Raw genomic sequence first — 15,957 nt, 5'->3', positions numbered from 1 at the left:
GATTTAATGAAAAAAAATGAAGGTAGTATATTTGTATTTATAGCATCAATAGTTATTGGTCTTTTAATATCTCTTAACATACATTTTGGAACTCAAACTGAAACTGTTATTTTAAATACAAAACAATATCAAGATGCTTATATGAAGAAAAGAAATTTGTATCAAGAAGTAGCTAATTTAAAAGATACTTATCATGATCTTAATAAAAAATTGCAACAATACGAAAGCAAAGATAAAGATAATACTAAAGTAATGGATACTTTAAATGATGAACTAAATAAAAATCTAATGATACTAGGCTATTCTAAAGTTAAAGGGCAAGGAATTGAGATGACTTTAACTGATGGATTAGATGACTTTAATAATTCATTAGATGATAATTTTTATAGTACACAAAGAATAATCCATAACACAGATGTATTAAATATAGTAAATGAATTAAAAGGTTTAGGTGTAGAAGCAATAGCTATAAATGGTGAAAGAATTGTTAATAGTTCAGAGATAAACTGTTCTGGTGGATTTATAAGTATAAACAGCGTTAAATATCCGATGCCTTTTTATATTTATGCTATAGGAGATAAGGATGTCTTAAAAGATTATCTTTTAAATAATAACGAGAGCTATATAAGACTTTTAATAAATCGAGGAATAAAGGTTAGTATAGAAGCCAAAGATGAAATTACTATGCCTAAATATTTAGGAGATATAAAAATAAAATATTTAATCCAAAATTATAAATAAATTTAAAAGTATGAAGGAAATTTTTATTTTATGAAGAATAATATTATATAGCAAGAAGTTTATGTAATATATTTTACTTATAAAAGGGGAGTCCTATATTGGATAGCTATGAAAGATATCTAAAAATAAAAAATTCAGTTCCTGATGATGTAGAAGTGATTGCGGTAAGCAAAACACGAAGCATTGAGGAAATGGATGGAGCTTACAAAGCAGGAGCACGTATTTTTGGTGAAAATAAGGTGCAAGAGCTAATAGCTAAATATGATTCTTTTTACAAAGATGTTCAGTGGCATTTAATAGGACATTTACAAAGGAATAAGGTAAAATACCTAGTTGGTAAAGTTACTCTTATACAATCCTTAGATAGTGTCAGTTTATTAAATGAAATTGAAAAACAGTTTGGGAAAAAAGGAGCTATAGCAGATACTTTAATAGAAATTAACATAGGCAATGAAGAAAGCAAAACAGGAATTTTAGTTGAAGATTTAGAGTCACTACTGATAGAAGTTGAAAAATGTAGCCATGTTAAGGTAAAGGGCTTAATGACTATAATTCCTAAAGGTGACAAAGAAAACAACAGATATTATTTTAAAAAAGTAAAAGAATTATATGAAAAACTTCAAAAAAAAGATTTTAAAAATATAACTATGAGTACGTTATCTATGGGAATGTCTGGAGACTATGATATTGCAATAAGCGAAGGGGCTAATATGATAAGAATAGGGGAAGGCATTTTCGGGAAGCGTAATTATAAATAAATAGGAGGGATTAAATATGCCTAACGTAATAAATAAAGTAAGAGATTTTTTTGGACTAGATGATGAGTATGATGATGAATATGATGAGGATATAGAAGAGTCTGAAGAAGAGGAAGAGATAGTTGAACCAACTATCACAAGCAGAAGACAAAATAAAGTGGTAAATTTACATACAACAACAGTTAAAAATTCATCAACTAAGATATTAATAATAAAGCCTACTGATTTTGACGAGGCTGTTAATATTTGTGATTGTTTAAAGGATAAGAAAATAGTTGTAGTAAATACAAATTCATTAGATCCTAAGGTGGCACAAAGGCTTTTAGACTTTATGGGTGGAGCAAGTTATGCATTAGGAGGAGAGCTTCAAGAAGCCGATAGAGGGGTGTATGTATTATCACCAGCTAATATTGAAGTTACAAATGAATTTAAAAATGAATTATCCTCAAAGGGCATTTTTGGTTGGAAATAATATAATATGAACAAAAATGATTTCATAAATATATTTAACATAGAAGACAAGGCTTATATATCAACACTTTATGATAAGTATATTTTATCCCCAAAAATAGGGGCATGTATATATACTAATGATTTTTATCCTCCAAATATTTGGTCTAAATTAGATTCTAGAGAAGGCTTCTTAGAAATGAAAATTAAATCTTTAGGTGGATTTAATGACAGCGAAAGGCGTGTTATTATATTTAATTATGATGATTCCATGGAATTACCATATACTATTTTAAAGATAAAATGTAAAACCAAATTTTATAAACCCACACATAAGGATTACTTAGGAGCTATAATGGGATTAGGGATAAAGAGAGAAAAATTTGGAGATTTAATCGTAGTGGATGACACTGGATATATAGTTACATTTAATGAAATTGCTAAATTTATAAGTTGTAATTTAAACCTTATAGGGAAAGCGCCTTGTATTGTAGAAAATGTTTTAAAGGAAGAAGATATGCCTTGTATCTCTTTTGAAAAACAGCAGAAACTAACAACTTCTATGAGAATTGATTGTGTTGTGAGCTCTCTCACTGGTTTATCAAGGGGAGAGTCTGAAAAGTATATTAAAGAAGGATTAGTATTACTTAATTATTCTGTTTTGAGAGAAAAGAGTAAAGTAATTGATAAAGATGATGTTATCACAATAAGAAGATATGGAAAATTTAAAATAGGGGATGTCATTGGTAAAAGTTCTAAAGGCAGAATTAAATTTTTATCAATGAAATATACATAGAGGAGTGGGTTTCTATGAAGTTGACACCAATGGATATAAACAATAAAGAGTTTAAGAAAATTATTAGAGGGTATAATCCAGAGGAAGTAGATGAATTTTTAGATAAAATAGTTGAAGACTATGAAGCATTATATAAGGAAAATGCTAATTTAAAAGAAAAAGTTGCTGCGATGAATGAAAGATTAGAGCATTATTCTAAAATTGAAGCTACAATTCAAAATACTTTGGTTTTAGCACAAAATGCAGCAGAGCAGGCAAAAGGATCAGCAAAAAAAGAAGCTGAAATAATAATAAAAAATGCAAATGATACTGCACAAAAAGTTTTAGATAAATCTCATAATGATGTCATGAGAATCAATGATGAATATGATAGAGTAAAGCAGGAATTTGTAAAGTTTAGAGCAAAATTTAGGAGCTTTATGCAAGTTCAATTAGAGACTTTTGATGATCTAGAAAAAGATTTTGAAAAGAATTATAGTGTAGGAACTACAGTAGAGGATGTAGTAGAGGAAAAGCCTATAGAAAACTCTATAGATAAATCTCCTGCTGATAGTTCAAATGATGATGATAGATTTAAGACTGATGAACTTGAAGCTATAAAGAATTTCTTTATAAAAGAAAAGGAAGTTTAAAAAATTCACTCTTTTGAGTGAGTTTTTTTCTTGATTAAATTTGTGCATATGAATTATTATAGAAGAGAAACATAATAAATAGGAGGAAATCATGGAAATTGTTATAATAATCTTAGGAATTATATTAGACAGAGTGACTAAACTTTGGGCATTAAAAATATTAAAACCTGATAATGACATCATAATTATAAAAAATTATTTTCAATTAGCATATTTAGAAAATAGAGGAGCTGCTTTTGGTATATTTCAAAATAAAATAGTGTTTTTAAGTTTGTTTACTATTATATTGATAATAGGGCTTAGTGTATATTTATATAAAAACAGAAAAAAATCTAAACTTTTATCTGTAAGTCTTAGTCTTATTATATCAGGAGCTTTAGGAAATTTTTATGACAGAGTAGTATACAAATATGTAGTTGATTTTATATGTGTTCACTATAAGAACACATACTATTTTCCAACATTTAATGTAGCAGATGTTTTTGTGGTTTGTGGTACTATACTATTGGCAATATATATATTAAGGATGGAATCAGATGGAGAACTTTAAATTTGAAATTTTAGAAGAAGATAATGGTAAAAGAATAGATAAATACTTATCATCATTGTTAGATGGAAAGTCTAGATCATATATTCAAAGGGTAATAGATGATGGCAAAGTTAATGTTAATGGGAAAATAGTAAAAAGTAATTATAAATTAAAAATTAAAGATATAATAAATCTAGAAATACCTGAACCAACAGAATTGGAAGTCATTCCAGAAAATATACCATTAGATATTCTTTACGAAGACAAAGATGTGATTGTAGTAAATAAGTCGCAGGGAATGGTAGTTCATCCAGCACCAGGATCTTATAATGGAACTATGGTAAATGCGCTACTATATCATTGCAAAGATTTGTCTGGTATAAATGGTGTTATACGTCCTGGAATTGTACATAGAATAGATAAAGATACTTCTGGGATATTAGTGGTAGCCAAAAACGATAATTCTCATAATATATTGGCTGAACAATTAAAAGATCATTCAATGACTAGAGAATATTATGCCTTAGTTGAAGGCATAATTAAAGAGGATGAAGGTACAATAAATGAACCCTTAGCAAGACATCCTAAAGAACGTATAAAAATTTCTGTTGTAAAAGGTGGACGTGAAGCTATAACTCATTTTAAGGTTATTGAAAGATTTAAAGAGTACACTTTGGTGAAGTGCATACTAGAAACTGGAAGAACTCATCAAATAAGAGTTCATATGGCATATATAGGACATCCTTTAGTTGGTGATCCAGTTTATGGTTATAAGAAGCAAAAATTTAAATTGCAAGGACAAATGCTTCACGCGAAAGTATTAGGTTTTATTCATCCATCAACTAAAGAGTATATGCAATTTGAAAGTCCTCTTCCAGATTATTTTACTGAGATTATAAATAAACTAAAATCATCTTCATTGTAGCTGAAATTTTATATGAGATTATAATTGAAGTTGATAAATGAATATATGTATGATACAATTAAATAAATTAAAAACCTTTAAACGACTCTGAGAGGTCGTAAGGATAAAATTGTATTTTAATTAGGTTGAGTTTTATCCTTAGGATAGAACTTTTTATTTTGGAAAAAACTATATTAAGAAAGGAGGATTAAGATGAATTTAAAAGCTAATTTATTAGACAAAGATTCTATAAGAAGAAGTTTAATAAGAATTTCTCATGAAATTATCGAAAAGAACAAAGGTGTAGACGGAATTGTTTTAATAGGTATAAAAAGAAGAGGATATCCTTTAGCTAAAAGAATAGCTGAAAATATACGCAAGTTTGAAGGTACAGATGTGCCAGTAGGAACTGTGGATATATCTTTATATAGAGATGATTTAGAAAACTTAAATGATAAAGCTACAATAAATGATAAAAATTTAGGTGTAGAGGTAAAGGGAAAAAAAGTTATTCTAATCGATGACGTTTTATATACTGGAAGGACTGTAAGAGCTGCAATTGATGCAATTATGGATCAAGGAAGACCAAGCATAATACAACTTGCAGTATTAATAGATAGAGGACATAGAGAACTTCCTATAAGAGCGGACTATGTGGGTAAAAACATACCGACATCTAAAGAAGAAATAGTATGTGTATCTATCGAAGAAATCGATGAAGAAGATTCAGTTAAAATTTATGAACGCTAATTTATATAAATACATATAAATTAACTTTTAAAATAACCCCGAGAGGTTATAAAAGGAGGAAAATAATGAAAAATTATGTTGATGTAGATGAGAGAATGCCTTTATTAAAAACAATACCATTAAGCCTTCAGCATCTTTTTGCTATGGTAGGAGCTACAATTCTAGTTCCTATGCTTACAAATACTAGTCCATCCCTTGCTTTGTTTTGTAGTGGAATTGGGACTTTATTGTATATTTTATGTACAAAAGGAAGGCTGCCTGCTTATATCGGTTCATCTTTTGCATTTATTGCACCTATAACAGTAGCAACTGCGCAATACGGCAAAAGTGCTATGCTTTCAGGAGTTATTGGAGCAGGAGTTATTTATGTAATTACGGCTGCTATAATAAAGGTTGTAGGAACAAAATGGATTGATAAAATACTTCCACCAGTATTAGTTGGAGCTGTTGTAATAGTAATAGGACTAGGACTTGCAGGAACTGCGGTAAATTGGGCAGGCCTTAATCCAAACTTTACATCAGATGCTATGGTAAATGTTTCAAGAAGTACATGGATATTAGTATCTCTAGTTACTTTAGGAGTTGGAGTATTTGGAAGTATGTACTTTAAAGGTTTCTTAGGAGTTATACCAATACTTATAGCAATGGTAGTTGGATATATATTGTCATTATTTTTAGGAGTTATACCAAAAGAAACTATAGATTTGGTTTTATCGTCAAACATCATACAAGCTCCACAATTTACTTTCCCTACATTTCATATGGGATCGATAATGCTTATGGCACCAGTAGCAGTTGTTACATTAGCAGAACATATAGGTCATGTTTATGTAACTAATAATGTATGTGGAAGGGATTTCACAGTGGATCCAGGACTGCATAGGTCAATATTAGGAGATGGAATTGCTACTATGTTTGCAGGACTTGTAGGAGGTCCTCCAAATACAACTTATGGTGAGAATATAGGTGTTATGGCTATAACAAGAGTTTACAGCGTATGGGTTATTGGAATTGCTGCTGTTATTGCAATATTACTTTCTTTTATAGGACCAGTAGCAACTATAATAAGCAACATACCATTACCTGTAATGGGTGGAGTAAGCGTATTGTTATTTGGAATAATAGCTTCATCTGGATTCAGAATATTTGTTGAGAACAAAATTGATTTCAGTAAAAAGAAGAATTTAATAATATCTTCAGTTGTTATAGTTCTTGGAATAGGAGGAGCTATAATAAAAGTTGGAAATACTGAACTTTCTGGTGTTGCTTTGGCTACATTAGTAGGTATAATACTAAATTTAGTTTTACCTGAAGTAAGTAAGTCAGAAGAGTAATAGTAAAACTATATATTAATTAAATTTTAAGGTATAATAATAGGTGAGGTTTCTTACCTATTATTTTTACTTTATTAAGGAGAGTACATATGAATTATGAATTAATTGCAACTACTACATTTGGTATAGAATCTGTAACAGCTAGGGAGCTTAAAGATTTAGGATATGAAGATTTAAAAGTTGAAAACGGAAAAGTTACTTTTAGTGGTGATGAAATGGATATAGCTATATGCAATATATGGCTTAGAAGTGCAGATAGAATTCTTATAAAGATGAAAGAATTTAAAGCGACAACTTTTGAAGAACTTTTTCAAGGTACAAAAGATGTTCCTTGGGCAAAGATTATCCCATACAATGGAGAAATGCATGTAGTTGGAAAATCAATAAAATCGACTTTATTTAGTGTTCCTGATTGCCAAAGTATAGTTAAAAAAGCTATCATAGAATCTATGAAGATTACATATAAAAGAGATAGATTCCCTGAAGATGGTCCTAAATACAAAATAGAAATAGCTCTTTTAAAGGATATAGCTACTTTAACAATAGATACTTCAGGGCCAGGACTACATAAGAGAGGATATAGAGAAATAGCTGGAGCAGCACCACTTAAAGAGACAATGGCAGCTGCCTTAGTACTTATTTCTAAGTGGAAGGGAAATGAAATTTTAATAGATCCTTTCTGTGGATCAGGCACAATTCCAATTGAAGCTGCACTTATTGCCAAAAACATAGCTCCAGGTATCAACAGAACCTTTGTATGTGAAGAGTGGCCTACAATGAGTCCTCTTTTATTCAAACAAGTTAGAGAAGGAGCCTTAAAGTCAGTAAACAAGAAAGATATACAAATTAAAGCTAGTGATATAGACACAAAAGTTTTAAGCATAGCAAGAGAAAATGCAAGAAAAGCAGGAGTATCTAATTATATTACTTTTGAGAGAAAAGATTTTAGAGAAATTTCATTAAAAGAAAAGGAAGGCTTCATAATTAGTAATCCACCTTATGGCGAGAGAATAGGTGAAGAAGAAATCATAAGAAAACTTTATAGAAAGTTAGGTCAAGATTTTAGAAAGAGTGACAAATGGAAATTTTTCGTACTTACTTCTTATGAAGATTTCGAAAAATGTTTTGGGTTAAAAGCTAATAAAAATAGAAAATTATTTAATGGAAGACTTAAATGTTATTATTATCAATATAGTAAAGAGTAAAGGCAATGCCTTTACTCTATTCTTTTTAAATTTAATTCCTTTGGAGTTACATATAAAGTTTTATTGGTGTAGTAAATAACCATTCCAGGTTTAGAATGAGAAGGCTTCTTTACATTTCTTACTTCCGTATAATCTATAGGAACATTAGTGGAGTTTTGAGCCTTGCTATAATATGCAGCTAATGTAGCTCCCTCCATTAAAGTTGCTTCATCTATATACTTTGCTCTTATTATAACGTGAGAACCTGGAATATTCTTTGTATGCATCCATGTATCAATTTTGTCAGCGAATTTTAAAGTTAGATAATCATTTTGAATATTATTTTTACCAACATAAATGTCTATGCCAGCAGATGATAAAAAGTGCATAGGTTTTGATGGTTTAACTTTTTGCTTGTTAAGCTTTCCGTGACGTATATACCCGCTGTCAGCAAGCTCTTTTCTAATATCATTTATCTCATCATAATTTTCAAGATTATTTATAGAAGTTAAAACTGAATTAAGGTAGTCCAGCTCTTCATTGGCTTTTTCAATTTGATCAATAGCTGCCGCTTCTGTCTTTTTTAATTTTCCGTATTTATTAAAGTATCTTTGAGCGTTTTCAGATGGACTTTTATTTTCATCTAATGCAATAGAAATAGTTTCTCCATCTGGACTATAATAATTTAGAACATCAATAGATTTCATGCCTTGCTTTATAGAATATATATTTGCTGTCAAAAGCTCTCCTTTTATTTTAAAATCTTCTTTAGTTGAACATTCATCTAAGGAATCCTTTAGTATAACAAGTTTTTTCGAAATTCTATCTATATTGGTATGAATAAGTTTCTGCAAATCTAAAGTTCTGCTATGAAGTCTGTCTTGCTTATCCTTTTTTGAATAATATTCATCTAGCAGTAAAGAAGGACTATCAAATAGAATCTTTTCATTGTAACTTGTAAGAGGAATGCAGTGAAAATCTTTAAAAGTACCTTTATCTTCATATATGGCAAAAGAAAAATTATGATTTACAAATATATCTTTAAAGTAAGAGTTCAAAGCCTGAAACAGATCGTTTGAATCTTTAACTTTGTAAAATAATGCTGAAGAAGTGCTCTTGCTTACACCAGTAAAAATTTTAGCAAAACTATTCTCGTTAATATCCAAATTTAAAACAGCATTTTTAAATTCTGCTTCGGAAAAACTTGTAGGGTTTAATTTGTCAGAAGCAGGTGGATAAACATAAGTTAATCCAGGGAGAAGGGTTCTATAACTATTTATATCTGGAGTTATATGTTTTATAGAATCCATCAGCTTATTATCTCTAGCTCTCACTAAACTTATATTACTATGTCGACCCATTATTTCGCAAATTAAATAGTATATACTATTAAAACCTAATTCATCTGTGCTTTCAAATTTTAATTTTACAATTCTATCTGTTGAAACTTGCTCTATTTCTAAAAGTCTTGCACCAATTAAATACTTTCTAAGCAGCATGCAGAATGAAGGAGCTTTGTTTGGATTAGGCTTTGAAAAGGCTGTCATATGAATACGCGGATATGAGGAGCTTGCTGTTAGGAGCAGCTTTCTATTACCTCTAAAAGTTAATATAATTTCGTCTTTTTCTGGTTGATTAATTTTATCTATTTTAGAATTAACAATGGTTTCTTTAAGCTCTTCAATTACACTATAAAGAAAAATACCATCATAAGCCATAATATCAAATCCTTTCAGTATTAAACTACATAACTACAATTAGTATATCATTAAGAATTAATATGTAGCAAGAATATAACAGGGAGAGCATAGTTTTTAATTTTTAGTAGTTTCCCAATATATAATTTCTACCTTAGTTTTATGAAGAAAAATATATTTTTTATTTGACCTTTTAAAATTTTCGTTTATATAATCTTCAATGATGTTCTCATTTGGAATATAGCCAATCTCTTCTTTAATTTTATAATATATACTTTCCCTGTTATTAAATTCTATTTCGTATTGAACATTCATATATTTTATATCAGCACATATATTTAAAGAATGAAGTATATTTGGTAAGTATATATAATCCAAGCATGTTTTATCTTCTAAACCTAATTTTAAATATAAATTATTAAATATAGGTTTCTGAATAGTTCTAACTATAATTACTTTTTCTTTAGCAACTATATTCATCTTTTTTAAAGCAGCTTTTATATCAAATATTCTATAAAGTGAATTAACAGATAGAATATAATCAGTTTCATTTATCGCCACATCTTCCCATTTTCCTTCTATAGGCAAGATATTATTAATTCCTAAAATTTTAGATTTCTCCATTAATACATTTAACATATGTCTTGAAAAATCTATAGCAGTTATATCACTGCATTTTTCAGATAAAGGAATAGTAAATTTGCCTGTACCTGGTCCGATTTCAATTAAGGATTTGTTTGTATCAATTAAACTTTTTACAAAGTTGTATACTTCTTTAGAGTAATCATAAAGTGTAGGTTGATTATCATATATTCGAGACAATCCTTTCCAAAACTCTCGTTCAACGTTATCATTGAAAGCTCGTTCTTTTGCATATCCTTTTCTACACTTCAAGGAATCCTGCCAAATTTTTTCGTAGTCTATATCTTTATAAGTTAATATCATAATTTCCTCCTTAGCAACTCTCAAGGATTAAAATTCCTCAAAATCTTTTATAAGTTTCTTAGTATAATTGTGTTTTGCATCTATATACAATTTATCTGATTTAATAATTTCAACGATTTTACCATTTAACATTATGGCTATTTCATCACTTACCGCTTTTACCAAATCTAAGTCATGAGATATAAACAAATATGTTATATTAAATTGATTCTGTATACTTTTTAATAATTGGATAATCTGAGCTTGAACAGATACATCTAACATGGAAGTTGGCTCATCAAGAATAACAAATGTCGGTTGTAATAGCAATGCTCTTGCAATTACAACCCTTTGTATTTGACCACCGCTTACCTGATGAGGATATCTTGACAATATTTCCTCACTAAGACCAACAATATTAAGATATTGTTTAATTAAATCTTCACTATGTCCTTTTTTATAAAGTCCATGAATTTTTAATGGCTCAATAAGACTTTTGTAAATTGTTTTCTTTGGACTAAGGGAGGAATCAGGGTGTTGAAATATTATTTGCATTTTAGACCTTAATTTTCTCATGGATGTAAAGTTATAATCACTTATGTCTAATCCATTTAAAAATATTTTGCCTTCATCAGCTTTTATTAATTTTAATATCAACCTAGATAATGTTGATTTTCCGCATCCGCTTTCTCCAACTAATCCTAGTGTCTTGCCCTCCTTAATTTCAAAAGATACATCATCTACTGCTTTTACTATTTGTTTATTAATAATGCCGTTTTTAAACTCCTTCTTTAATCCTATTACTTTTATCATAAAGAAAACACCTCACTTCTGAACCATTTACATTATACATTTCTGATTCTTCAAATTTACAGATATCTTTGGCATATTTACATCTAGGATGAAATCTGCAACCAGTAGGCAAATTAGTTAAGTTTGGTGCAATTCCTTCTAAAGGAATTAACTTTTTACTTGGTTGTGCATCTATTAATCCCATTGTATATGGATGTAAAGGACTATTAAAGATAGTATAACTTGAACCTTTTTCTAATATCTTTCCGGCATACATTACTATAATTTCATCACATAATCTATTTGCAAGCATTAAATCATGAGTAATTAACACCATGCTAACACATTGCTCTTCTTTTAAATTTTTAAAAACTTTAAATACTTGGTTTCTTATAGTTGCATCTAATCCTTTTGTTGGCTCATCTGCAATTATCCATTTTGGATTTAAAGCTGATCCCATAGCTGTAAGAGCCCTTTGACTCATACCTCCACTTAGTTGAAAATTGTATGAATTATAAACTCTCTCTTCTTTATTAAAGAAAAATTTTTTTAAGTGATCTAATGATCTAATCTTACACATTTTTTTGGTTTCAATTTCATGATAATAATATAATTCATTTATTTGATTCCCAATTTTTAAAATTGGATTAAATGCAGTAGCTGGATTTTGAGGAATAAGAGAAATTTCACGACCTCGTATTTTTCTTATATTTTCATTATCTAAAGATAATAAATCATTGCCTTTATATAAAATACTGCCTGATTTTTTAGCATTGTCAGCTAAGAGGTTTAAAATGGAGAGACCAAGAACTGATTTTCCACTTCCTGTTTCACCAACTATTCCAATAATTTTTCTAGTTTTAAGCAATAAATCTATACCATCTACGGCTTTCACAAATCCTTCTTTTGTATAAAAATGAATCATTAAATCTTTTATTTCAATATCAGTATTCATGTCCTATAAATCCCTTCTATAGGTATTGACTAAAAAAGTCTCTTTTTTCATCAAATAAATCTCTTAATGCATCTCCAATTAGATTTATGCTAGAGCAGAGTAATAGAATACTAATTCCGGGAGCTAAAAGTAAATGTGGATATGATCTAAAGTAGGTTTTTGCATCGTTTATCATTACTCCCCAGTCAGCTTGAGGAGGCTGTATCCCAAGACCTAAGAAACTTAAAGAAGCCATAGATAAGACTACCTTTCCAATTCTTGTTGTAAAAAGTACAATAAACGGAGCGAAAATATTCGGAAGTATATAATGAAATATTATATGTAAATTAGTTGCTCCTAATGCTCTAGCACCTTCTATATACTTTTCTTCTTTTACTTTTAGAACTTCACCTCTTACTATTCTTGAAAATCCTGACCATGATGTTACCGTAATAGAGATTAATAAACTTTTTACTCCAGGACCGAGCACTCCAGCTAAAGCTATCATAAAACTTAATCCTGGTAAACCTTGAAATATAGTTACTATCATCTGAATAATATTATCTATAATACCACCACAGTAACCAGAAATTAGTCCAATTATTGTACCTAGAAACATAGTGAATATAGTTGCTATAAAAGATAAGAATATTGAGACTCTAGCACCATAAATGATTCTACTTAAAACATCCCGTCCTAGAGCATCTGTTCCCAGAAGATGCTCTTTAGATATTCCCATTAAACGTTTAGACATATCAACTTTATTAGGATCATAGGGAGATAAAAAATTTGCCAATAATCCAACAAGTATTAATAATCCAAGGATAATGAATGAAACTTTATAAATTAGTTGTATATTATTAAACTTTTTCAACTTATTCTCCTCCTAATCTCATACGTGGATTTAGAAGTAAATAGCATAAATCAATTAATAAATTGAATGCTAAGAAAATTATGCCGGTAAAGACCACATAACCTTGTATAACTGGATAGTCTCTACTCATTATACCTTTTATAACATAACTTCCCATTCCTGGTATTCCAAAGATAACTTCAACAACTGTTGAACCACCTAATATTGCTCCAAAGTAATTTCCAAGTAAGGTTACTATAGGCATTAAAGAATTAGTAAATGCATATTTAAAAATTATAATCTTCTCTTTTAATCCTTTTGATTTGGCTGTAATTATATAATTTTGAGATAATGCTTCAATAAGAGTTGCTCTATGAAGTCTCATAATTGTTCCAATTGTACCAGCAGACAACACAAAACCTGGCATTATTAAATGTTTAAAAGTTCCATATCCACTGGTTGGCAACCATTTTAGTCTTTCACAAAATATACTTAGCATAATAATTGCGATCCAAAATCCAGGCATTGAAGCTAGAATTAGTGACAATATTCTTCCTGATTTATCAATATTTGAATCCTTATTCAAGGCCATGATTATTGATAAAGGTATAGAAATAGTTATTACAAAAAATATTGCCATTAGAGAAATAGAGAAGGTTATAGGAAGCCTTCTCTGTATTTCTTCTCTTATAGATGTTTTTGTTATATATGATTTACCTAAATCACCTTTAAGAACCTTAATAGTCCACTTTTCATATTGTATAAATATATTTTCGTTTAATCCGAGTTCTTCTCTTGTTTTAGCTATTTCTTCTTCTGTAGGTGCAGATACTCCATCCATACTTAAATATTCAACAGCTGGATCACCTGGTGCGATGACACCTAAAATAAAAGCTAAAAATGTTATACCTATTAAAACAGGGATGGTCATTAATAATCTTTTAATTAGATATTTAAATGAAAATTTCACTAATTAATCCACTCCATATTTGCTAATGTTGTTCCATAAATTGTTGCTTCATATCCAGTTATTTTTTTGTTATATGCAATTAAATTTACATCTTCAAATAAAGGAATATCTGAAGGATGTGATGCGGATATATCTTGAAGTTCATCATATATTTTTCCTCTCTCATTTAAATCCATAGTAACTTTCAATTTTTCGATAAGTTCATCAGCTCTTTTATCAACATATCCTAGAGAGTATGCTATATTACTAGATCCTTTACTACTCATATATCCACTAAATATAGTAAATGGTTCTGCATTTGGAAGACCTTGAGTATGTAAAGCTATATTGTAATTACCATTTTTTTGAGCTTCCTTAAAGGCAGCACCATCAAGAATAGTAATATTAGAAGTTAATCCTACTTCACTTAAAACTGATTGAATGTATTCAGCTACTGTTTTATATGGATAACGATCTACTCCATAAGATGGAATTATGAAATCTAATTCCATAGTTTCACCCTTTAATTCTTCTTTAATAATTTTTTTAGCTTTTTCAGGGTCATATACTGGTTTTATTTTTTTAGCAAATGGCGATGCTTGATTTAAAATATTAATTGTTGGGGTACCATGTCCGCCATAGAACTCATTTACTATAGTATCTCTGTCAAGTAATAAACTTAGTGCTTCTTTAATTTTTTCATTGTTAAATGGTGCTTTAGTTCCATTAACAGCTATAAATTGTGTTATAGTTGAGTTTGATGTAGAAGTTGCAAATTTATCATCTTTTAATAATTCTGCAGCAAGTTCTGGGGTAATAGCACCTAAATCCATAACTCCCATGATTTCTTCTGACTTTAATGCTGTGTAACGAGTTTGAGAATCAGGTATAACTTTGACTCTAACATTTTTAACCTTGCTTTTTTCACCATAATAATTTTCGTTTCTTTCAAGTAGTACATATTGATTTTTTTCACGTTCTATAATTTTAAAAGGGCCTGTACCTTGTGCAAAAGTAGTAAAATCACCAGTGTTTACATCAAAACACTTAGGACTATAAATAGCACTACCAAATCTAGCCATATTAAATATTAAAGTTGAAATAGGCTCATTAAATGTTAACTTAATTTCATAATCTGAAACCTTTTCAAAGTTCTTTAAATTTGGATAAGTTTTATCTACATTAAAAGAATAAAAAGGAGAACCTTTCTTTTTCATGTTGGTGTATCTCTCAAAATTCTTTATAACTGCATCAGCATTTAAATCAACTCCATCATGAAATTTTACTCCCTCTTTAATTTTAAAATTCCATTCTTTATAATCATCGGAATGAGTCCATTTTTCTGCTAATTGTGGAGTTGGAGCACCATCATCACCTAAACCAATTAAAGGTTCCCACACATATAAAATTGAACTTGTATAATATGCATCAGTTTCTCCAGGTGACAAATCTCTAGCTGCTGCTAGTACGATTTCTTTTTCCTCATTTAAAGAATTTAATTCTTGTTTTTTTGAAGATGATCCATTATTAGTTGTACATCCTGTTAGTATGGTTGCAAACACAATAATAGACATAGCAATTGTCATTAATTTGCTTTTGATTAGTTTTTTCATCTTTTTCTCTCCTTTTGTAATTTAGAGCAATAAAAAAGCTTTAGCAATATGCTAAAGCTACCCATTTTTCGCTTTGTTTTCACAAAAAATAATGAAAATATATTAAATCAGCTGCTC

General features: G+C 29.2%; 17 protein-coding genes. 10 read left to right on the top strand and 7 right to left on the bottom strand.

All coding sequences use genetic code 11. The annotated features are described in order from the left end of the window. The first annotated feature begins 6 nt into the window (after positions 1-6). The 10 genes from KQH81_RS08840 to KQH81_RS08795 all read left to right on the top strand — a co-directional run bounded on the left by KQH81_RS08840 (position 7) and on the right by KQH81_RS08795 (position 8,099). Entirely contained in the window at positions 7-741 is a 735-nt protein-coding gene (locus tag KQH81_RS08840) for a DUF881 domain-containing protein (protein WP_027638329.1), read from the top strand. A gap of 98 nt (positions 742-839) precedes the next feature. Beyond that, positions 840-1,499, top strand: a complete 660-nt coding sequence (locus tag KQH81_RS08835; RefSeq protein WP_099335517.1) for a YggS family pyridoxal phosphate-dependent enzyme — start codon at positions 840-842, stop codon at positions 1,497-1,499. Between the two features lie 16 nt (positions 1,500-1,515). Further along, positions 1,516-1,971, top strand: coding sequence for a cell division protein SepF (locus tag KQH81_RS08830; RefSeq protein ID WP_027638331.1), 456 nt, complete (start codon positions 1,516-1,518; stop codon positions 1,969-1,971). 6 nt (positions 1,972-1,977) lie between these two features. Beyond that, entirely contained in the window at positions 1,978-2,745 is a 768-nt protein-coding gene (locus tag KQH81_RS08825; protein WP_230028106.1) for a YlmH/Sll1252 family protein, read from the top strand. A gap of 14 nt (positions 2,746-2,759) precedes the next feature. Next, on the top strand, positions 2,760-3,377 hold the full coding sequence (locus KQH81_RS08820; protein WP_099335516.1) for a DivIVA domain-containing protein: 618 nt from the start codon (positions 2,760-2,762) through the stop codon (positions 3,375-3,377). A gap of 91 nt (positions 3,378-3,468) precedes the next feature. Next, positions 3,469-3,927, top strand: a complete 459-nt coding sequence (lspA, locus tag KQH81_RS08815; protein WP_099335515.1) for a signal peptidase II — start codon at positions 3,469-3,471, stop codon at positions 3,925-3,927. Continuing rightward, a complete protein-coding gene (locus tag KQH81_RS08810; RefSeq protein ID WP_027638335.1) occupies positions 3,914-4,831 on the top strand; it encodes an RluA family pseudouridine synthase in 918 nt (305 codons plus the stop codon). The genes lspA and KQH81_RS08810 overlap by 14 nt, the downstream gene beginning before the upstream one ends. 192 nt (positions 4,832-5,023) lie before the next feature. After that, positions 5,024-5,560, top strand: a complete 537-nt coding sequence (pyrR, locus tag KQH81_RS08805) for a bifunctional pyr operon transcriptional regulator/uracil phosphoribosyltransferase PyrR (protein WP_027638336.1) — start codon at positions 5,024-5,026, stop codon at positions 5,558-5,560. Positions 5,561-5,625: 65 nt separating this feature from the next. After that, the gene (gene uraA / locus KQH81_RS08800) at positions 5,626-6,894 is read left to right on the top strand and encodes a uracil permease (protein WP_027638337.1); all 1,269 of its coding nucleotides are present in this window, start codon (positions 5,626-5,628) and stop codon (positions 6,892-6,894) included. 89 nt (positions 6,895-6,983) lie between these two features. Then, positions 6,984-8,099, top strand: coding sequence for a THUMP domain-containing class I SAM-dependent RNA methyltransferase (locus KQH81_RS08795; RefSeq protein ID WP_027638338.1), 1,116 nt, complete (start codon positions 6,984-6,986; stop codon positions 8,097-8,099). Between the two features lie 11 nt (positions 8,100-8,110). Here KQH81_RS08795 and KQH81_RS08790 read toward each other — a convergent pair whose 3' ends face one another. From KQH81_RS08790 to KQH81_RS08760, 7 genes are all read right to left on the bottom strand, one after another. Then, positions 8,111-9,796 (bottom strand): Rqc2 family fibronectin-binding protein, encoded by a 1,686-nt coding sequence (locus KQH81_RS08790; RefSeq protein WP_230028104.1) that lies wholly within the window; start codon positions 9,794-9,796, stop codon positions 8,111-8,113. Positions 9,797-9,892: 96 nt separating this feature from the next. After that, complete coding sequence (locus KQH81_RS08785; RefSeq protein WP_027638340.1) at positions 9,893-10,720, bottom strand: class I SAM-dependent methyltransferase; 828 nt, start codon at positions 10,718-10,720, stop codon at positions 9,893-9,895. A gap of 27 nt (positions 10,721-10,747) precedes the next feature. Then, on the bottom strand, positions 10,748-11,512 hold the full coding sequence (locus tag KQH81_RS08780; protein ID WP_027638341.1) for an ATP-binding cassette domain-containing protein: 765 nt from the start codon (positions 11,510-11,512) through the stop codon (positions 10,748-10,750). Next, entirely contained in the window at positions 11,478-12,446 is a 969-nt protein-coding gene (locus KQH81_RS08775; protein WP_027638342.1) for an ABC transporter ATP-binding protein, read from the bottom strand. The genes KQH81_RS08780 and KQH81_RS08775 overlap by 35 nt, the downstream gene beginning before the upstream one ends. A 16-nt stretch (positions 12,447-12,462) precedes the next feature. Beyond that, positions 12,463-13,299 (bottom strand): ABC transporter permease, encoded by an 837-nt coding sequence (locus KQH81_RS08770; protein ID WP_027638343.1) that lies wholly within the window; start codon positions 13,297-13,299, stop codon positions 12,463-12,465. A 1-nt stretch (position 13,300) separates the two neighbouring features. Beyond that, positions 13,301-14,248 carry an ABC transporter permease gene (locus KQH81_RS08765; RefSeq protein WP_027638344.1) on the bottom strand — a complete coding sequence of 316 codons (948 nt, stop codon included), beginning with the start codon at positions 14,246-14,248 and terminating at the stop codon, positions 13,301-13,303. Further along, complete coding sequence (locus KQH81_RS08760; RefSeq protein WP_051196207.1) at positions 14,248-15,840, bottom strand: ABC transporter substrate-binding protein; 1,593 nt, start codon at positions 15,838-15,840, stop codon at positions 14,248-14,250. Before KQH81_RS08760 ends, KQH81_RS08765 begins: the two co-directional genes overlap by 1 nt. Positions 15,841-15,957 lie beyond the last annotated feature (117 nt).

Source organism: Clostridium cadaveris, assembly GCF_020911725.1.
GTDB classification, from domain to species: domain Bacteria; phylum Bacillota; class Clostridia; order Clostridiales; family Clostridiaceae; genus Clostridium_X; species Clostridium_X cadaveris.
The sequence above is the reverse complement of the archived record's forward strand: the minus strand, read 5'-3'. Positions and strand labels throughout refer to the sequence as shown.